The organism is Mycetocola sp. (assembly GCF_046716805.1).
GTDB lineage: Bacteria > Actinomycetota > Actinomycetes > Actinomycetales > Microbacteriaceae > Mycetocola_A.
This window is the reverse complement of sequence record NZ_JBKJWH010000076.1, coordinates 12,441-30,115: the sequence shown is the minus strand read 5'-3', so window position 1 is coordinate 30,115 and position 17,675 is coordinate 12,441. Positions and strand designations below refer to the sequence as shown.

General features: G+C 64.7%; 15 protein-coding genes and 1 tRNA gene. 9 read left to right on the top strand and 7 right to left on the bottom strand.

Going from position 1 to position 17,675, the window contains the following annotated elements; translation table 11 throughout:
* Window positions 1-15 precede the first annotated feature (15 nt).
* Window positions 16-1,281 (top strand): alpha-hydroxy-acid oxidizing protein, encoded by a 1,266-nt coding sequence (locus ACLQ62_RS06300; RefSeq protein WP_411720804.1) that lies wholly within the window; start codon window positions 16-18, stop codon window positions 1,279-1,281.
* A 101-nt stretch (window positions 1,282-1,382) separates the two neighbouring features.
* Here the strand turns inward: ACLQ62_RS06300 and ACLQ62_RS06295 are convergent, their stop codons facing one another.
* Both ACLQ62_RS06295 and ACLQ62_RS06290 read right to left on the bottom strand, forming a co-directional pair.
* Complete coding sequence (locus ACLQ62_RS06295) at window positions 1,383-1,934, bottom strand: OsmC family protein (protein ID WP_411720803.1); 552 nt, start codon at window positions 1,932-1,934, stop codon at window positions 1,383-1,385.
* A 141-nt stretch (window positions 1,935-2,075) separates the two neighbouring features.
* Window positions 2,076-3,428: an alpha/beta fold hydrolase gene (locus ACLQ62_RS06290; RefSeq protein ID WP_411720802.1), complete on the bottom strand. Its 1,353-nt coding sequence runs from the start codon at window positions 3,426-3,428 to the stop codon at window positions 2,076-2,078.
* A gap of 102 nt (window positions 3,429-3,530) precedes the next feature.
* Between ACLQ62_RS06290 and ACLQ62_RS06285 the strand changes: the two genes are divergently transcribed.
* Both ACLQ62_RS06285 and ACLQ62_RS06280 read left to right on the top strand, forming a co-directional pair.
* Complete coding sequence (locus ACLQ62_RS06285; RefSeq protein WP_411720801.1) at window positions 3,531-4,484, top strand: GlxA family transcriptional regulator; 954 nt, start codon at window positions 3,531-3,533, stop codon at window positions 4,482-4,484.
* A gap of 111 nt (window positions 4,485-4,595) precedes the next feature.
* Window positions 4,596-6,611, top strand: a complete 2,016-nt coding sequence (locus tag ACLQ62_RS06280) for an amino acid transporter (protein WP_411720800.1) — start codon at window positions 4,596-4,598, stop codon at window positions 6,609-6,611.
* An 18-nt stretch (window positions 6,612-6,629) separates the two neighbouring features.
* Here ACLQ62_RS06280 and ACLQ62_RS06275 read toward each other — a convergent pair whose 3' ends face one another.
* Together ACLQ62_RS06275 and ACLQ62_RS06270 are read right to left on the bottom strand one after the other, a co-directional pair.
* Entirely contained in the window at window positions 6,630-7,328 is a 699-nt protein-coding gene (locus ACLQ62_RS06275) for a potassium channel family protein (RefSeq protein ID WP_411720799.1), read from the bottom strand.
* Complete coding sequence (locus ACLQ62_RS06270) at window positions 7,321-8,682, bottom strand: TrkH family potassium uptake protein (RefSeq protein ID WP_411720806.1); 1,362 nt, start codon at window positions 8,680-8,682, stop codon at window positions 7,321-7,323. The genes ACLQ62_RS06275 and ACLQ62_RS06270 overlap by 8 nt, the downstream gene beginning before the upstream one ends.
* 280 nt (window positions 8,683-8,962) lie before the next feature.
* Between ACLQ62_RS06270 and ACLQ62_RS06265 the strand changes: the two genes are divergently transcribed.
* The gene (locus tag ACLQ62_RS06265) at window positions 8,963-9,631 is read left to right on the top strand and encodes a M23 family metallopeptidase (protein WP_411720798.1); all 669 of its coding nucleotides are present in this window, start codon (window positions 8,963-8,965) and stop codon (window positions 9,629-9,631) included.
* A 141-nt stretch (window positions 9,632-9,772) separates the two neighbouring features.
* On the opposite strand, the gene ACLQ62_RS06260 is transcribed toward ACLQ62_RS06265, so the two are convergent.
* Both ACLQ62_RS06260 and treS read right to left on the bottom strand, forming a co-directional pair.
* Window positions 9,773-10,708, bottom strand: a complete 936-nt coding sequence (locus tag ACLQ62_RS06260; RefSeq protein ID WP_411720797.1) for an aldo/keto reductase family oxidoreductase — start codon at window positions 10,706-10,708, stop codon at window positions 9,773-9,775.
* 82 nt (window positions 10,709-10,790) lie between these two features.
* Entirely contained in the window at window positions 10,791-13,049 is a 2,259-nt protein-coding gene (gene treS, locus ACLQ62_RS06255) for a maltose alpha-D-glucosyltransferase (RefSeq protein ID WP_411720796.1), read from the bottom strand.
* 336 nt (window positions 13,050-13,385) lie between these two features.
* Between treS and ACLQ62_RS06250 the strand changes: the two genes are divergently transcribed.
* The 3 genes from ACLQ62_RS06250 to ACLQ62_RS06240 are packed head-to-tail and all read left to right on the top strand — an operon-like array spanning window position 13,386 to window position 15,908.
* On the top strand, window positions 13,386-13,763 hold the full coding sequence (locus tag ACLQ62_RS06250) for a response regulator (RefSeq protein WP_411720795.1): 378 nt from the start codon (window positions 13,386-13,388) through the stop codon (window positions 13,761-13,763).
* Window positions 13,756-14,148 carry a response regulator transcription factor gene (locus ACLQ62_RS06245; protein WP_411720794.1) on the top strand — a complete coding sequence of 131 codons (393 nt, stop codon included), beginning with the start codon at window positions 13,756-13,758 and terminating at the stop codon, window positions 14,146-14,148. The genes ACLQ62_RS06250 and ACLQ62_RS06245 overlap by 8 nt, the downstream gene beginning before the upstream one ends.
* Window positions 14,145-15,908, top strand: a complete 1,764-nt coding sequence (locus tag ACLQ62_RS06240; protein WP_411720793.1) for a sensor histidine kinase — start codon at window positions 14,145-14,147, stop codon at window positions 15,906-15,908. Before ACLQ62_RS06245 ends, ACLQ62_RS06240 begins: the two co-directional genes overlap by 4 nt.
* On the opposite strand, the gene ACLQ62_RS06235 is transcribed toward ACLQ62_RS06240, so the two are convergent.
* Complete coding sequence (locus ACLQ62_RS06235; protein ID WP_411720792.1) at window positions 15,905-16,543, bottom strand: MBL fold metallo-hydrolase; 639 nt, start codon at window positions 16,541-16,543, stop codon at window positions 15,905-15,907. The two genes, ACLQ62_RS06240 and ACLQ62_RS06235, sit on opposite strands and share 4 nt — an antisense overlap.
* A 76-nt stretch (window positions 16,544-16,619) precedes the next feature.
* On the opposite strand from ACLQ62_RS06235, the gene ACLQ62_RS06230 reads away from it, so the two are divergent.
* Together ACLQ62_RS06230 and ACLQ62_RS06225 are read left to right on the top strand one after the other, a co-directional pair.
* Window positions 16,620-17,525 (top strand): diacylglycerol/lipid kinase family protein, encoded by a 906-nt coding sequence (locus tag ACLQ62_RS06230; RefSeq protein ID WP_411720791.1) that lies wholly within the window; start codon window positions 16,620-16,622, stop codon window positions 17,523-17,525.
* Window positions 17,526-17,566: 41 nt separating this feature from the next.
* Window positions 17,567-17,639, top strand: a tRNA-Glu gene (locus tag ACLQ62_RS06225).
* Window positions 17,640-17,675 lie beyond the last annotated feature (36 nt).

Here is a 17,675-nt window from a genome sequence, read left to right as displayed (position 1 = left end):
AGAAAGTAGCCCCGCATGGTTGAGAGACGAATCCCGAAGGTGCGTGACCTGGCGCCGCTGATGCAGTTCAAGAAACCCGAGCTCAACGCACGTACGCGCCGGCTCGCCGCAGCGACGAGCATCGCCGACCTGCGGACCATCGCGAAGCGCGTCACCCCGCAGGCGCCGTTCGACTACACCGACGGTGCCGCCGAGGGGGAGATCTCGCTCAGCCGCGCCCGCCAGGCGTTCGAGGACATCGAGTTCCACCCCTCGGTGCTGCGCGACGTCTCGCGAGTCGACACCACGCGCGAGGTGCTCGGCAAGACCAGCGCACTGCCGTTCGGGATCGCCCCGACCGGGTTCACCCGGATGATGCAGACCGAGGGTGAGCGCGCCGGAGCGACCGCCGCCGAGGCCGCAGGCATCCCGTTCACCCTCTCCACCATGGGCACCACCTCGATCGAGGACGTGGCTGCGGCAGCGCCGAACGGACGCAACTGGTTCCAGCTCTACATGTGGACTGACCGCGACCGTTCCCTCGCCCTCGTCGACCGCGCCCAGGCCGCGGGCTTCGACACCCTCATGGTCACCGTCGACACCCCGGTGGCTGGTGCCCGCCTCCGCGACGTGAAGAACGGTCTGTCGATCCCGCCGGCGCTCACCCCGAGGACGGTCCTCAACGCCCTGCCGCGCCCGGCCTGGTGGATCAACTTTCTCACCACCGAACCGCTCGCCTTTGCGAGCCTCGACCGCTGGTCCGGTACCGTCGCCGCCCTCATCGACACCATGTTCGACCCGACGGTCGGACCCGACGAGGTGCGCTTTCTCCGCGAACAGTGGAAGGGCAGGCTCGTCGTCAAGGGAATCCAGTCCGTCGCCGACGCCCACCTCGCCGTCGAGCTCGGCGCCGACGCGATTCTCCTGTCGAACCACGGCGGCCGCCAGCTCGACCGCGCTCCGATCCCGTTCCACCTCCTGCCCGCCGTCGTCCGCGAAGTGGGCAACGACGTCGAGGTCCACCTCGACACCGGCATCATGAACGGAGCCGACATCGTGGCATCCGTCGCCCTCGGCGCCCGGTTCACCCTGATCGGCCGGGCCTACCTCTACGGGCTGATGGCCGGCGGGCGCCAGGGCGTCGACCGCACGATCGAGATCCTCGCCGGTGAGATCCGCCGCACGATGAAGCTCCTCGGCGTCGCCAGCCTCGACGAGCTCGAACCCCGCCACGTCACCCAACTCGCCCGGCTTGTACCGTATGCGCCAACGACAGTACATTCTCGTGAATCGTCCCAGTAGTCCACTGTGTTGCAGGGGAGAACCGAAGACCCCCTCTGGGTTGCCCCACGTACTGCTGCCGGGCCGATACGGAGCGCCCCGGCGGCAGCGGCCTGCTCTGCTCAGCCGGCTTTGAGAACTGTGGTGTGGATCGGGGTGGCATTGGCGAAGAGGTCGAGTACCGGGCAGTGCGCGTCGACGACGTCGCGGAGCTGCTGGTAGCGCTCTTCGGTCTCCGGCCCGGTGAGCGCGACGGTGAGCCGCACAGCGCTGAAGCCGGGGCGCACGGCTGGGTCGACGCCGAACAAGCGAGCGGCGTCGAGGTCGCCCTCCGCTGTCACATCGATCTCGTCGAACGGGATGCCGAGGGCGTGAGCGTAGAGACGGAAGACGACAATCTGGCATGAGATGAGCGCACCGAGAGCGACCTCGACGGGGCTTGCCGCTACGTCGTCGCCTGCCAGGGCTGCGGGCTCGTCGACGACGAACTCGTGCTTGCCGGCGGTGATGCGGCTCGCGACAGCTCCTTCTCCTGTGCCGCGAACGCGGTACTGAAGGTGCGCGGCGGTGCGATCGGCGGCGATGCGGCCGTTCCAGGCGGTGCCGGCCTCGGTGAGGCGGCGACTGCGCTCTGCTGTGTCGTTCGTGGTGGAAGAGTTATCGATGATTGTCATGGTGACGAAGGTATACGTCCGGCCAGGTGATGGCTCACTTTCGGTCACGCAACGTAACGTGACGCGGTCAGTGTGCGGGAGCGGATCGCTCACGATGCAGCCCTCCACCGAACTTGGCTGGAGTCGTCTATTGCATCGGTTTTACGGGCTTGCAATCCGCACGGCGGAGACGGCGTCGAGGATGCCCTGAGCGGTCGCGGCCGCGTTGTCTCTATCGCTGATCAATGACGCATGGGTGGCCCCGGCGATGACGCGGTGCAGGGTGTTCGTCGAGAGTGAGGCAAGGGCTTCCTGCGCAGCATCCCAGCCGGGCTGGCTCCCAGTGCCTGCTGTCAGGACGACCAGCGGCGTGTCGGAGAAATCCGTCAAATCGGCAGCCTGCTGCGCGAAGGTACCCGCGTGAAGGTACTCATCGATCGTGCCCCGAAGGTGGCTGGGTTTGTCCACACCGACGACGAGGCCGAGGCCGAGTCTCGCTGCGCCGGCTCCCAGTGCGGAGAGACGTTTCATCGTGTCGTCGGAATCGGCGCGAGCCGGCTGCGTGGAATCTGGTCCCGGTTCCGAGGCTGGTGCGGTCGAGTCCACCAGCACCAGTCCAGCGACGTCCTCGGGGTAGTGGGCAGCGAAGGTGAGTGCGTAGAGGCCCCCGAATGAATGTCCGGCCAGCACATACGGCCCGGGTTCGTTGGCGCGCTGAAGCAACGTGTGCAGATCGGCCGCGATCTGCGCGCCGTCCTGGGAAGTGTTCGCCGGATCGCTCCAGCCGCGTCCTGCCCGGTCGTAGATGCACACCCGGGTGTCACGGGCAACAACCGGTGTGATGAACGCGAGGTCAGACGACATCATGCCTGCGCCCGGTTCGAGCACGACGGTGGGAGTTCCTGAGCCGGTGCAGTTCAGGTACAGGCGGTGTCCGCCGACGTCGATCAACTGACCCCGCGCCGGAGAAGCCCCTGCATCCACCGCGTCGCGCACCGTTGCGTAGCTGCCCCCCAGTGAAGCAAGTACCAGCATCGCGAGCATGGGGTAGAGCAGCACGCGCCCGCTCCGGCTGCGAAGCTGCCGATGAGCCCTGACGACCATCCAAGCCACTAACACCAGCATGGCGGGAGGCCATACCCAGGCGAGCACGTCCTGCATGGGGGAGCCGAACGCCAGCAGAAGGAAACCGCCCACGCCCATGAAAAGCGCTGGAGCCACGGCCCACCTCTGTGGTTGATCCGTGAACTTCACGGACAGCACAGCGAGCATGGCCCATCCCAGCGCAAGCCCCAACAGGATGGCGCCGGTCACGCCGGTCTCGGTCGCCGGAATGATCGGCGCGGCGGCCAGCAGCCCTGCAGCAAGGACGCCGATAACCAACGAGCCGGCCACAATCCAACCGACGTGTCCCTTCCGCGAAGGATCAGCGCCGGGCGGACGGCCCTGGCCGTTGGAATTGAGGCCCGCGTGAATGGCATCCGTCGTTTCATGCCCGCCAGTGAGAATTGTCATGTGCCCATGCTGCCAATTCGCGGCAGCGGACGTGCATGGCAAAAATGCCCTGTATGGAAAGGATTCTGCTCCCCGGGGCGCCCGGGTGCGTACAGTGGCCCTATGCACCGAGTCGTCGCGCTGGCACTACCGGATGTGGTCGCTTTCGACCTGGCCATTCCGGCGCAGGTTTTCGGCCACGAGGATGAACGGGAACGGTACTCCTTCCGGGTCTGTGCCGCCCAGCCTGGTCTGGTGCCGACGACCTCCGGGTATGCGATCCAGGCCGTCGATGGTTTGGAAGCACTCCTGTCCGCGGATACCGTCGTGGTGCCCGGCTACGCGCCGCTCACCGACCCGCCCGCCGAGGTCTGCGAGGCGTTGCGTCAGGCGGCGGCCAACGGAGCCCGCGTGGTGTCGGTGTGCACAGGCGCCTTCGCTCTCGCTGCTGCAGGTCTCCTGGACGGCAAACGGGCAACCACCCACTGGAGAAACGCCGAACGCCTGCAAACCCTGTACCCGGGCATCACCGTCGACGCAGACGTCCTCTACATCGACCAAGGCAGCGTCAGCACCAGCGCTGGGGTTGCGGCAGGCATCGACCTCTGTCTGCACCTGGTCCGCAAGGACTATGGAACCGCCGCGGCCAACAGCATTGCACGACGGATGGTCGTGGCCCCGCACCGGGAAGGGGGCCAAGTCCAGTTCATGGAAAGGGCGGTCGCCGCACCCCTGGCGCTCTTCGCCGACACCTGTGCCTGGGCCAGGAAGAACCTGGCCGAGCCGCTCACGGTCGACGACATGGCCGCCCATGCCGGCTGGGCGCCCAGGAGCTTCACACGGAAATTCACAGCCGAAGCCGGAATGACCCCGCTGAGGTGGCTGAACGATCAACGCATCGCTGAAGCCTGCCACCTTCTGGAAACCACCGACCTGACGGTGCAGGCGGTTGCCTCCAGCACTGGTCTGGGCACGACAGCAAATTTCCGGCTCCACTTCACCCGGATACTCAACACCACACCCTCAAGCTACCGCCGCCTCTACCAAGGCAGGAACCGGCAAGCTGCGCCAGCCTAGACCGTCCCGGCGTGGCCAAAATCTTCAAACGGAACGAAAGCGGAGCAATCTCGACCATGCGAGATTGCTCGCACGGGGCTTCGGCGCTCTCCCCGAGGACTATGATTCGTGATGGCTTTCCGGCCTGAAGCGAAAGAAGTTCCTATCGTGAGTACCTCAGCTGAGCACTCAATCCCCGCGGTCGTCCAGCGCCCCGTGCGACCCACCGCCTCGCGAAGCGCACTCGCGCGTTGGTTGTTGGCGAACCGAGTTCAACCGGCCGGCCCTGAAGCGTCAGAAACCCACGGGCGGACTCACGCCTGGTGGAAGGTCATGACTCTGACGGGAGTTGACTACTTCTCGACCCTTTCTTACCTCCCCGGAATCGCTGCTCTGGCTGCAGGCGCCCTGTCTCCACTCGCCACGCTCCTGATCGTCGCATTGACCCTGCTGGGCATGTTGCCGATGTACCGGCGCGTGGCGAAGGAGAGCCCGAGGGGTCAGGGGTCGGTGGCGATGCTCGAAAAACTGCTGCCGTTCTGGCGCGGCAAGATTTTCGTTCTGATTCTTCTGGGCTTCGTCGCCACGTCCTGGATCATCACGATCACCCTGTCATCGGCGGATGCCACAGTGCACATCCTTGAGAATCCCTACGCACCGCCCTTTCTCGAAGGCCAGGCGGTGATCATCACCGTTGTGATGCTTCTGGTGCTGGGTGGTGTCTTCCTCCTCGGTTTCACAGAGGCCGTCGCTGTTGCCATCCCGCTGGTCGCGATATTCCTTGCTCTCAACGCGATCGTCATCGGATTCGGCATCGCGGATATCTTCGCCCACCCCACCGCACTGCAAGCATGGATCGACGCACTCGTCCGAAATGGAGTCGGATTCACCGATATCGCGGGGCCGGCGATCCTCGCGTTCCCGCTCCTGGTCCTCGGACTGTCGGGGTTCGAAACAGGCGTCAGCATGATGCCGCTGGTCGCTGCTGAGGGTGAAACGGAGAAGGAACGACTCGCCTCACGAATCCGCAACACGCGAAAACTGCTGACCGCCGCCGCGTTGATCATGAGCGTCTACCTGCTCGCGAGCAGCCTTGTCACGACGGTGTTGATTCCGGCCGAAGAGTTCCAGCCCGGTGGTGAGGCCAACGGTCGAGCGCTGTCCTACCTCGCCCATGAACAAGCCGGGGATGTATTCGGAACTGTCTACGACATCAGCAGCATCCTGATCCTCTGGTTCGCCGGCGCATCCGCAATGGCAGGCTTGATCAACATCGTCCCGCGGTACCTGCCCGCGTACGGCATGGCGCCGGACTGGAGCAGAGCGATTCGCCCTGTCGTCCTCGTCTACACCGCCGTCAGCATCGCAATCACTATCGGTTTCAACGCGGATGTCGACGCCCAGGCAGGCGCATACGCCACCGGCATCCTCGTGATGATGGTCTCAGGAGCGGTGGCGGTCACCATTTCGGCGGCGCGACACCGTCAGCGCCGCTCAAGCGTCGCCTTCACCATTCTCACCGTGATTCTCTTATACGCACTCGTCGAGAACATTCTCGAGAAGCCGGACGGCCTGACCATTTCGGCGTTCTTCATCGCGGGCATCATCGCCATTTCGCTCGTGTCACGGATCTCCCGGACGACTGAGCTTCGTGCCGACCAGATCGTCTTCGACGATCAAGCTCGCCGCTTCATCGTCGAGTCGCTTGCCTACGACGGCAGGCTGAACCTCATCGCAAACCGGCCCCGCGAGGGGAACGGTGTTCCCTACGCCGAGAAGGAAGCCGCCCAGAGGGGCATGAACCCGGTACCGGGTTCCGCGGATGTCATCTTCCTGGAGATCCAGGTGGTGGATCCGTCCGAGTTCAGCGAGACGCTCCACGTCCGAGGTGCCGAGGTGGACGGCTATCGCATCCTCCGGGCGAGCAGCCCCGCCGCTCCCAACGCGATCGCTGGTATCCTCCTGGCGCTCCGTGACGCCACAGGGGTGAAACCGCACGCCTACTTCGAGTGGTCCGAAGGGAACCCGTTGGGGCATCTCTTCCGCTACCTGCTCCTCGGTCGCGGGGACACCGCCCCTGTCGTCCGTGAGATTCTCCGCGAGGCCGAGCCTGACCCTCAAGCCCGGCCCGGCATCCACGTCGGCTGACACCCGCGAAGGTCGAATTCAGCGGAGCTGACTGAACGCTTCGGCCTGCGCCGCCTGCCCGGCCACAAGCACCGTGTCGTCGGCTTCAAGCACCGTGTCCATCGTCGTGTACGTCCACGGGCTGTCGCCGCGCTTGTACGCACTGATGGTGATGCCATACCGGGCGCGGATGGTGGTCTCGCGAAGCGGTTTCCCGACCACAATGGATGGTGGTTTCGTTTTCACCAGCGCGAAGTTGTCGCCGATATCGATGTAATCCTGCATGGCGCCGCGCACGAGGTGGGCGACCCGGCGGCCCATGTCCTTCTCGGGGTAGATGACGTGTTCGACCCCGAGTTGTTCGAGGATGGCTCCGTGTGGGTCGCTGACCGCCTTCGCCCAGATCTGCGGAATGTTGAACCGCAGCAGGAGCGACGTCGTCAGGATGCTGGCCTCGATGTCGCTGCCGATCGCCACGACAACGCAATCGAACTCGGGCACTGCAAGCTGCCGCAGTGATTCTTCCTTCGTCGAATCGGCGCGCACGACGTGGGTGAGCATGCCGTTCAGGCCTTGGACGGTGTCTTCGTCGGCGTCGATGCCCAGAACTTCGGTTCCTTTGGCCATGAGCTCCAACGCGAGGGCGCTGCCGAAGCGGCCCAGTCCGATGACAGCAACGGAGTCGGCCTCCGCGATTCGGGTCGGGTCGGAGCCTTGGAACAAACGGAAATTAGCCAATGATGGGCCTTTCTTTCGGGAGCTCGTAGAGGACCCGCCGCTCATTGAGCGCGAGGGCGGATGCGAAGGTGATGGGACCGAGTCGGCCGATGAACATCAACAGGATGAGGATGACCTGGCCGGCCGGGGGCAGTGCAGCTGTGATTCCGGTGGACATGCCGACGGTGGCGAAGGCGGAGATCGCTTCGAATTGGAGTTTGTCGAGGGGGATGTCGGTGAGCAGCATGAGGAACACGGTGGCGCCCATCACGACGGCGACGGCGAGGAGGACCACGGTGATGGCCTGGCGGTGAACGGCACGTGAGAGTCGTTTCCCGAACACGTTGACGGCGCCCTGGCCCCGGATCTCGGTGAGAAGGATGAAGTACAGAACCGCGAAGGTGGTGATTTTGATGCCGCCCGCCGTGCCGGCGGGCCCGCCGCCGATGAACATCAAAACATCCATTCCGAGCCACGACTCGGGGTACATGGCCCCGGTATCGACACTGTTGAACCCGGCGGTCCGTGTCTGCACCGACTGGAAGAATCCGGCGAGGATCTTGCCCGGCCAGTTCATTGGGCCAAGGGTATTCGGGTTGTTCCACTCCAGGACGGTGATGTACACCGTTCCGCCCACCAGGAGGATGAGGGTTCCCCAGAGGACGAGCCGGGTGTTCATCGACCACTTCAGCGGTGTTCGGAAGTGCTTCCGCAACTGCATGATGACCGGGAATCCCAGCCCGCCCAGGATGATGGCGGCGGCGATGGGCAGGCAGATGAATGGGTCGGTGGCATAGGACATGAGGCTGTCGCTGAACAGGGCGAAGCCGGCGTTGTTGAACGACGACACCGAGTGAAAGATTCCGAGCCAGAGGGCGCGACCGAGCGGCTCACCGTAGCCGAGCATGAACTGGGCGGTGAGGAGAGCTGCGACGACTCCCTCCACGATGAGTGAGATCCGAACGACACCGAGGATGAGACCTTTCACGTCGTCCAGGCCGAGGCTCTTGACTTCTGCCGCCGCCGTGATCCTCGACCGCAGTGACATCTTTCGGATGACCGCCAGGCCGATCACCGACGCGAACGTCATGATCCCGAAACCGCCGATCTGGATCATGGCCAGGATCACGACATGGCCGAAAGCGGTCCAGTAAACCGGCGTGTCGACGACGATCAGCCCGGTCACGCAGACGGAGGACGTCGCGGTGAACAGTGCTTCGAGGAGCGACGCTCCGCCGGGGCCGGCCTTCGAGATGGGCAGCATGAGCAACCCGGTGCCGACGGCGATGGCGCCGGCGAAGCCGAGAAGTACCGTCTTAGCGGGGTGGGGATGTAGCAAACGTCGCCAGAGGGGCGTAAGCGAGGACTGAGCCATTGTTCGCACCGGGCAATACTACGCACGCCGCGGCCGAAGTTCTTGCATCCCGCCGAATGAGGCATCCCTCGATCCGCGCACGGAGTGCGAGACTCTCTGCGGCCGGGAAATTCGTTCGACCTCAATCGTGGTGATTGCGCGCGTTGAACGGTACGCTCAGGCTGCGGCGCTTGGGGGACCGCGAGCACTGTCTTCGGTCGAGGCGAGATTGCTTTTCGTTCCACACTGGCATGTCGCTGATATTTCCGACTTGACCTCCGTGACCGGACAGGACAACGCCATGACTTACCTGACCATGCTCTTGCGCCGCGGGCCGCAGGCATCTGTGACGCCCATTGGGACGCGACGGAGAATGAGGTCCGCCCGATCCCTGCTCGGGATCGCTATCGCGGTCCCCGCTCTGGTCGGGATCGTCGCCGTCCCCGCGCACGGCGCCGGCGCCCCACTCGCAGCGGCCGCTGTCGCAGCAGCGGAAAGCCCATCGCAGAACGCGGGCCCCGCAAGCGGCGGTGGCAACTACATGCATGACGCTGACGCCCCCTGGATTCGACCGGTGACCGCACGTGTCACGTCGCCGTACGGCCCCCGGAACGTGATCTGCAACTCCGTCGGATGCTCGAACACCTTTCACGACGGCGTCGACTTCGGTTCCCCCTGTGGCACTCCGATCAAGGCGATCTCCCCGGGGCGGGTGACTTTCGTCGGCAACGCAGGCTCGTTCGGCGAGCGAGTCATCATCGACCACGGCAGCGGGGTCGAGTCACTCTACGGGCACGCGCAGACCGGATCATTCCAGGTCTCGGTGGGCCAACTGGTGAAGGCGGGCACCGTTGTGGCGAACGTCGGCGCGACGGGCGTCGTGACCGGCTGCCACCTCGACCTGAAGATTCGCATCAGCGTCTTCATCGACCCAGGGCCCTTCCTGGCGGCGCGCGGCGTCACCCTCTGACGTCGGCGCCGTGCGGATGGAGCGGCTGTTCCATCCGCGAGGGCGGAGCAGCGCTCAGTCGCTGGTGCCCGAATCGGATGCCGTCTGAGAGTGGCGCCTCTCAGGCAGTTCGGAGAAGGTAGTCGGCCGGTTCTCGTTCCGCTACGGGACGAGGTGACCGGCCGCCCTGAACAGCTCGTACCACTCGGCCCGCGTCAGCGGCAGGTCGGAGCCCAGCGCGGCTCCAGCAACCCGTTCCGGACTCGTGGTACCTAGTACGACCTGCATCCGCGCCGGGTGCCGGGTGATCCAGGCGGTAGCGATCGCGATCGGCGGCACGTCATACTCGTCGGCGAGCCGGTCGATGACGGCGTTCAGTTCGGGGTAGTCGGCGGACCCGAGGAACACTCCGGTGAAAAATCCCGCCTGGAACGGTGACCACGCCTGAACAGTGATGTCGTTCAGGCGGCAGTAGTCGATGATGCCTCCACCGTCGAGGGTGACCGATTGTTGTTCGGCGAGCATGTTAGCTGCGACGCCGTGGGAGACGATGGGTGAGTGGGTGATCGAGAGCTGCAACTGGTTGGCGACGAGAGGCTGTCGCACGAAGCGCTTCAACAGGTCGATCTGTCGGGGCGTGTGGTTGGAGACGCCGAAGGCGCGCACTTTGCCGGCTGACTCGAGCTCGTCGAACGCGCGAGCGACCTCCTCCGGCTCAACCAGGGCATCCGGCCGGTGCAGCAGCAAAATGTCGATGCGATCGGTCTGCAGAGCGTCGAGCGAGCCGTTAACAGATTCGATGAGGTGCTCGTAGGAGAAGTCGAAGTACGGTCCGTCGCCGACGATCCCTGCCTTGGTTTGGATCGTGACGGCGTCACGCTCCGAGGGCGTGAGCTGCATCGCGTCAGCGAAACGGCGTTCACAGCCGTGCAAATCGTTGCCGTAGATGTCAGCGTGGTCCAGGAAGTCGATTCCCGCGTCGCGCGCTGTGCGAACGAGTTCGCGTACCTGGTCGTCGGTCTTGTCGGCGATGCGCATCAGTCCGAGCACGACGTTCGGAGCGACGATGTCGGTGTTCGGCAGGGTGAACGTTCTCATGGGATGTCCTTTCAGAACCGATGTCGCGCGCGAGCCACCCGCATGGCGCGGCATTTCCCGTGGCCGGTGATCGGGCAGGTCGTCATGCGGGCGCCTCGTCGGAGTCCTCGGATGCCGCCTCTTCCTCGGCGTCGCGGCCAAGCAGGCACAGCCCTGCGTACGGCTCCAGCCGCACAGTGAAGCTCTGCAGGTCATCGACCCGCCCGATTTCTTCGCCGGTCGTCGCGTCGTATACGGTGCGACGCGGGGTCAGCGCCTCAGAGCGGACCGTCCCCTCGATCGTCTCGCCGGTGAAGTTCAGGACCGTCACCTGGATACGGGCATCCTCCATCGAGGCGTCCCCCTCATCGAGCCGGTGAACCATCACGAGCATTCCCTGATGGGCGACGTCCGGAATGTCCAGCTGCGTTCCGACATCGATGCCGAGCGTTGAGCGGATCGAGAGTACCCGGGAGACCTGGCTGGCGAAGGAATCCTCACGGCCGAGCTGGTCGGGAAGCGACCCGTACAGCGAGCGCCCCCGCGGCATCCCCGAACTCGACACGACAGCGTCGGTGTCGACGTCCATCAGGTCGTGGGCGCCCCGGTGAATCCAGCGGGTGTCGCCCTCTGCGATCAGCTCACGAACCTCGCTTGACGGCAGCGGAAGCATCCCCAGCAGGTCCCACGCCGACAGAGCGAAGACGCCGGGCTGCCACGCGTTGAACATGACCAGCAGAAGATGCGCGCGCTGGATGTCGTCGATGTGGTCGTCGGTGATCGAGTCCAGCGTGGTCAGTCCCTGAGCGGCGGCGATGACGGATGCCGTGGTGCAGGCGATTCCGTTCGTGGTGAACACGAGGTTGTAATCCGCCGCCTCGCCGGTGAGCTTCGCCACGAGGTCGGCCCGGATGGTCTCGGCGAGTTGCGCCCCGGTCATCTCCTCGTCGCGGAACGGGTACAGGTCTGCCCGGTGCAGGGTTGCCCAATGGACGAGCTCGTAGGTGAGTTCATCATGGTTCTGCAGCGCGTGGACGAGGCCGACGGGTTGGACTCCCGTTGACAGCGAGGTGCGGAGGGTCAGCCGAAGGAACTCCGAGTCGCCCATCGCGAGGGCGTGCTGGTACGCAGGGCGGTTGATGAAGTCGTACGAGAGGTCCGCGCCCACCCGGCCGGTGTCCCGAATGTCCTCGATGGTCAGATTGAGCTCCTGGAACGAGAACCCGCCCACCTTGCGCACCATGCCGGCGATGAGGTGGTTGGCCGCTTCGGAAAGCGGGTGCCCTTCCGACCAGGCAGGCGTGCCTTCCGCACTCTTCTCAACGCCGAGGAATCCGTTCGCGTCAAGCCGGAGAGCGCTTGAGCCGAGGTCGCCGAGGGAGTGCAGTGCATCGCCGATGACCAGCCTCATGCCCGCAAACGTCGGGTCGAGCCAGTTGATCGACGGCTGTCCCTGCTTGAAGTAGTGCAGGTACACCCAGCGGCGGGTCCTGCCGTCGGCGCCGAGAACAGGCGCCGTCGCACTCCAGTTGGTCTCCTTCGTACCGGGGGAGTAGAAGATGACGCGCTGCAGCTGACCGATGATGTAGCCGAGGTCGGCGAGCCTCTTCTCCGTTGCGGCGTCAAGGTTCACCGAATCCCGGTGGTCGGGTACGGGTGGCAGCTCGTGCCAGTCCTCTTCGGGGATCTCAATCATGTGATAGATCCCGGGGTAATCCTTGTAGCCCATCTCGGCCAGGCGGAAGTCGGCCCCCTTGCCCGTGTGCCCGGGAACGATGTCGTCGATGACGCTTCCGCCGTGGCGATCCGCGGCATCCGAAACCTGCCGGAATTCGTCATCCGACCCGAAGGCCGGGTCGATCTGCGTACTGATCCGGTCGAAGTGGCCGTCAACGCTCGCCGTGCTCGTCCAGCCGGTGATCCCGCCGGCCAGTTTGACCGGCCCCGTGTGCACCGCGGTGATCCCGATCTTCTCGAACGCTTCCCACAGCGCATCCTCGCCGAGCGCCGCCAGGTAGGACTGCCCGGGAGCGGTGATCAGCGAGATGGGATACGCAGTGAACCACACCGACGCCGTGCGGATCGCCCGGCGGGCGTCCGGCCTGGCGTACGGGTGTCGCCACATGCTGGGCTGGCCCGAGAGCCCTCGGCCGAGCACTTCAGCATCCCGCAGCATCGACTGGCGGGTCAGCCATTCGACATAAGACGGGTTGGACGCGTCGGCGGATCGGGGATCCGAGAAGGAACGGCGGATGTTGCTCGCCCGCAGGTTCGAACGGGGCCGAAGCCGTTTGGGTCGGGCCGGGTAGAGATCCTCGTCATAGGTGATCTCGATCGGCTCGATCTCGGTTTCGTCAGTCATCCTGTCGTGCTCCTCTGTTCCGATCAGCGCGGAACGGTCGATACGTCCGCACGCGGTAGCACGAGTATCCCCCGGAATGGCAAACGAACGGTAAAGGAGCAACAACCTTGGTGTGTGGGAGCTCTTTGGTGTAACGCGGTCGGCGGGTTGGGTGAGCGACGGCGCTGCGTCGGCCGCGCGCTACCGCGGTCCGATATGGTTCTTGCTTGTGTGCGAGGACGTTCTCTTCGCGCATCCGCAACTCCGCCACGATGCTGTGACGCGGCCATGACAGACAGGACGCGGGAGCCATCACATGACCGATCGATCGCCTCGGCACCGAAGGGCATCCTTCGAATGACCGCCGCACAGCCACTCGTCCTCATCGTCGAGGACAACCCAGACCAGCGGGACCTGCTCCGCCGCAACTTCGAGCGTTCAGGCTGCACTGTCGTCCTCGCGGAATCGGCTGAGGACGCCATCGTCGCATACCGGCGATCCGGTCCTGACCTCGCTGTAATCGACCTCATCCTGCCCGGCATGGACGGGGCGACCCTCATCGCCCGGCTGAGGGAAGAGCGACCGGACTGCGCCATCGTCGTTACCAGTGTGCTTGACCCCGCCGCTTTCCCGGACTCGGACGACGTCCTGCCGAAACCCTTCACCCGCGCGCACGTGGAGCGGGTGCTCGAGAGTTGCCTCGGGAGCGGGCGAACGGTTGAGCAGCATGGTTGAGCCGGTCAGAGTCGTGATCGCGGACGACGACGCCGATATGCGGATGCTTGTCACGATCGCGGTCCGGAAGGCAGGCATGGTCCTCGCCGGGGTGGCCGAAGACGGGACAGAGGCGTGGCAGTCGGTTCGTGACCAGACCCCCGACATTGTCGTCCTCGATGTGTCCATGCCCGGACTGAGCGGTCTTGACGTCTGCCGGCTCATCCGCAGTGATCCGCTGCTCACGGGAATCCCGATCCTTCTGCTCTCCGCCGGCGTCAGCGGTGCATCCCGTGAGATCGGCATCGAAGCCGGCGCCGACGATTTCATGCCCAAACCCTTCAGCCCCCGGCTTCTCGTCGAAAAACTGGTCACCCTCTCGCAGGGACGCGGAAGCACGGAATGACCCTTCTGTTCGGATCCATGGCCCGGCTGATCAGCACCGACAACCCAAGCCCGTTGCTCAAACACCTCCCCACGACGTGCGCGATGGTCATTGCCATCCTCATTTCGCTGCTCATCCCAGGCGTGCCGATCACCCGACCCGTCCCATTCCTGGTGGCCATCGTCATTGCGGCCGCCTCGGTCGTACTCGCCGCGTGGTTCACTCAACAGGCCGAGGCGTCCCCGTGGGTGATCGCCGTTCCGCTTGTCGCTCTCCTTGCGATCGCGTTCCTCCGGATGGGCACCGGCGGAGCTCTGTCCCTCTTCGGTGTACTCATCCTGCTCCCCGTCATCTGGATCGCGTCCGAAGACGGCAGACGCTGGATTCTCGTCGCCGGTGCCGGCACAGCGACCGCCATCATGTTGCCGTTCCTCGTGTTGAGCGAGGTCCCCAGCAGCGCCGTCGAGTGGCTCCGCGGTGTCGTTGCCCCTTTCGTCTACACCGCAGTGGCGGCGATCATCAACGAGATGTCGAGACAGAGACGCGTTCAGTTCGAATCGATCCGTTCACTCGCCGAGGCGCGCGAGGCGAGTCTCGCGAAGTCAGAAGAACAAGCGGACAAGCTGCGGGTTTCGGACCTCGAATTGCGTGAAGCCAACCAGCTGACGTCGAGTGTGCTCGACTCCGTCACCATCCAGTCGATCATCGGCACCAACCTCGTGGGACTCATCGACGTCTGGAACCCAGGAGCGGCGTCCATGCTCGGCAGGGAAGCAAATGACGTCATCGGTCGATCGTCCATCCTCGATTTCCACCTCGACGATGAGCTCGAGAACAGGTCCCGTGAATTGAACTATCCGCCGGGAGCGACCGTTCTCAACCCCGGCTTTTCAGCGCTCGTCGAGTCCGCTCGCCTCGGAGTTCCTGAGATCCACGATTGGACCTACCGCAGGCACGACGGCACCGAGCTCCCCGTGGAGGTCGCCGTCAGCCCCCGGGTCGACGCGACAGGCAGCACAACCGGATACATCTTCGTCGCGACCGACATCACCCAGTCCGTCGAGGTGTCCAAGCTCAAAGACGAGTTCATCGCGCTGGTCTCTCACGAGTTACGTACCCCACTGAGCTCGATCCTGGGCTACCTCGAACTCATGAAGGATGACGAAGAGGCACCGCTTTCGGAGGATCAGCAGCTGTACCTGGGGGTGGCGGAACGCAACGCTCACCGACTGCTCGGCCTCGTCGGCGACTTGCTTTTCACTGCTCAAGCGGATTCGGGCGGGTTCCCCCTCACGGTTGAGAAAGTCGTGCCTGAAGACCTCATCTCCCACTCCATCGACTCAGCCCGGCCGATTGCCGAAAGAGCGGGTGTCCGGCTTGCCGCCGAGGTGGACCCCCAGGCGTTGCCTTTTCCCGGGGACCGGCGACGGCTGGGCCAGGCCATCGACAACCTGGTGTCCAATGCGATCAAGTTCACCGGGCGAGGCGGAAGCGTCAGCGTGGGGCTCGTGGCCGCAGGCCGGGATGGTCACGTCGAGATCACCATTGCGGACACCGGGATGGGGATCCCCGCAGCCGAACTCGATAAGCTTTTCACGCGATTCTTCCGTGCGACCACAGCGACAGCGAATGCTGTTCCCGGCATCGGGCTCGGCCTCGTCATCACGAAGTCCATCGTGCGGGCGCACGGCGGGGAACTCGACGTGTCCAGCGTTGAAGGGGAGGGAACCGTGTTCACTCTCCGGTTGCCGCAGAACGCGTCGGCTGCCGCTGCAGGCTAGACGTCGAGGGTGTCCCCGGGGTCCAGGGGGAAGAACTCGCCGCCGTTCTGCTCGGTCGCCCATCGGATCCGGGCATTCGACGTGTCTTTGCCAGCTTTGGACAGTGTCATCTCGTGGGTGGGGAAGCTCCTTCGCGGTTTCACCGCGAGCACATAGTTCATGACGTCGCCGATCTTCAGCCACGGGGCACCGGCGGGAACCGCCTGGACATCGACGTCGACCCCCTCCGGAACCGTGTACGAATCCCCGCCGTAATACAAGGACCCGTTCACCAGAACCCCCACGTTGTCGACGACGGGGATGGACTCGTGGATGACGGCATGCTTCTCGCCGAAGAACCGCAGAGTGAACGGCCCGACCTCGATCTCGTCTCCCGCCTTCACGACCTCGACAGGCAGAGCGCCAGCCGCCGCCGCAACGCCGGCCGGTCCGAAGATCCGGGCGTCGGGGTTTTTGCTGCGAATGCGCTCGAGCTGCTCCGGGGTCCAGTGATCAGGGTGTTCATGAGTGATCACGATGGCGACCGTCTGGGCCGCTTCTGTGATAGCCGTCGTGAACGACCCGGGGTCGATGAAGAGCTTCCTGCCCGAGTCTTCGAGGATCAGGGACGCATGTTCGAGCTTGGTCAGTCGCATACCCCGAGCTAATACCCTCCGCCAGGTGCTTTTCAAGCGGACGCGCAGGGAAAAAAGCGCTGCCATACTGTGCAACGTGAACCCGACGACCGCACGTCGCATCCTCGTTGCCATCAACCCGGAAGCGTCGTTCGGCCGCAACCGGAATACGGGACAGGCGGTAGTCGCAGCGCTCTCGAGCGCCGGATGCCAGGTCACCGCTCTCGTCGAATCAAACGCTGGTTCACTGCGGCTCTCCATCCGCCGTGCTCTCGCCGAGCGACCGGACGCGCTGGTCGTCGTCGGGGGAGACGGCATGGTCAGCCTCGCAGTCAACGAGCTGGGGGACACCCGCATCCCCCTCGGTATCGTCCCGAGCGGCACGGGCAACGACACAGCCCGCGGACTCGGTATTCCTACCGACGATCCCGTCACCGCCATCCGGATGCTTCTCGCCGCGCTCGACGCGCCGCCCCGGGTCATCGACGTGGGCCTGGTGCGCCACGGAGAATCGGAGACCCGTTTCGCAGGCATCGTCTCAGCCGGGTTCGACGCCCTCGTCAACGAGAGGGCCAACACCTGGCGCCGACCGAGGGGAAAGAGCAGGTACACCCTCGCGCTGCTCAGAGAACTGCTCTCGCTGGCGCCCCGCCGGTATGAGTTGGTCATCGACGGAACAGCGGTCTCAATTGACGCGGTGCTTCTCTCGGTGGCTAACAACGTCTCACTGGGAGGGGGAATGAGAATCGTCCCTCACGCTCGAGTGGACGACGGCATCCTCGATCTGTTCACGGTCGCTCCGCTCGGAAGGCTGCGCCTGCTCAGGTTCTTCCCCAAAGTATTCTCCGGAACGCATACGACGGTCGACGTTGTCGCGTTCCGGACACTCCGTACGGTCCGGATCGACGCGCCAGGCATCGTCGCCTACGCCGATGGTGAGCGGGTCGGCCCTCTTCCGATCGACATCGAGATCCTGCCCCTGGCTCTCCACGTGCTGATTTGATCGACGCCGATTCGTGTGCCATACTCAAACACGTTGTTTCCGGCCCCATCGTTTAGCGGCCTAGGACACCGCCCTCTCACGGCGGCAGCACGGGTTCAAATCCCGTTGGGGTCACAACTCACCTAAACCCTCGCACCAGGTTCCTGTTGC

Coding starts and splice junctions, on each gene's coding strand:
- ACLQ62_RS06300 (WP_411720804.1), top strand. CDS start 16: ATGGTTGAGAGACGAATCCCGAAGGTGCGTGACCTGGCGCCGCTGATG.
- ACLQ62_RS06295 (WP_411720803.1), bottom strand. CDS start 1,934: ATGACAATCATCGATAACTCTTCCACCACGAACGACACAGCAGAGCGC.
- ACLQ62_RS06290 (WP_411720802.1), bottom strand. CDS start 3,428: ATGACAATTCTCACTGGCGGGCATGAAACGACGGATGCCATTCACGCG.
- ACLQ62_RS06285 (WP_411720801.1), top strand. CDS start 3,531: ATGCACCGAGTCGTCGCGCTGGCACTACCGGATGTGGTCGCTTTCGAC.
- ACLQ62_RS06280 (WP_411720800.1), top strand. CDS start 4,596: ATGGCTTTCCGGCCTGAAGCGAAAGAAGTTCCTATCGTGAGTACCTCA.
- ACLQ62_RS06270 (WP_411720806.1), bottom strand. CDS start 8,682: ATGGCTCAGTCCTCGCTTACGCCCCTCTGGCGACGTTTGCTACATCCC.
- ACLQ62_RS06265 (WP_411720798.1), top strand. CDS start 8,963: ATGACTTACCTGACCATGCTCTTGCGCCGCGGGCCGCAGGCATCTGTG.
- ACLQ62_RS06260 (WP_411720797.1), bottom strand. CDS start 10,708: ATGAGAACGTTCACCCTGCCGAACACCGACATCGTCGCTCCGAACGTC.
- treS (WP_411720796.1), bottom strand. CDS start 13,049: ATGACTGACGAAACCGAGATCGAGCCGATCGAGATCACCTATGACGAG.
- ACLQ62_RS06250 (WP_411720795.1), top strand. CDS start 13,386: ATGACCGCCGCACAGCCACTCGTCCTCATCGTCGAGGACAACCCAGAC.
- ACLQ62_RS06245 (WP_411720794.1), top strand. CDS start 13,756: ATGGTTGAGCCGGTCAGAGTCGTGATCGCGGACGACGACGCCGATATG.
- ACLQ62_RS06240 (WP_411720793.1), top strand. CDS start 14,145: ATGACCCTTCTGTTCGGATCCATGGCCCGGCTGATCAGCACCGACAAC.
- ACLQ62_RS06235 (WP_411720792.1), bottom strand. CDS start 16,543: ATGCGACTGACCAAGCTCGAACATGCGTCCCTGATCCTCGAAGACTCG.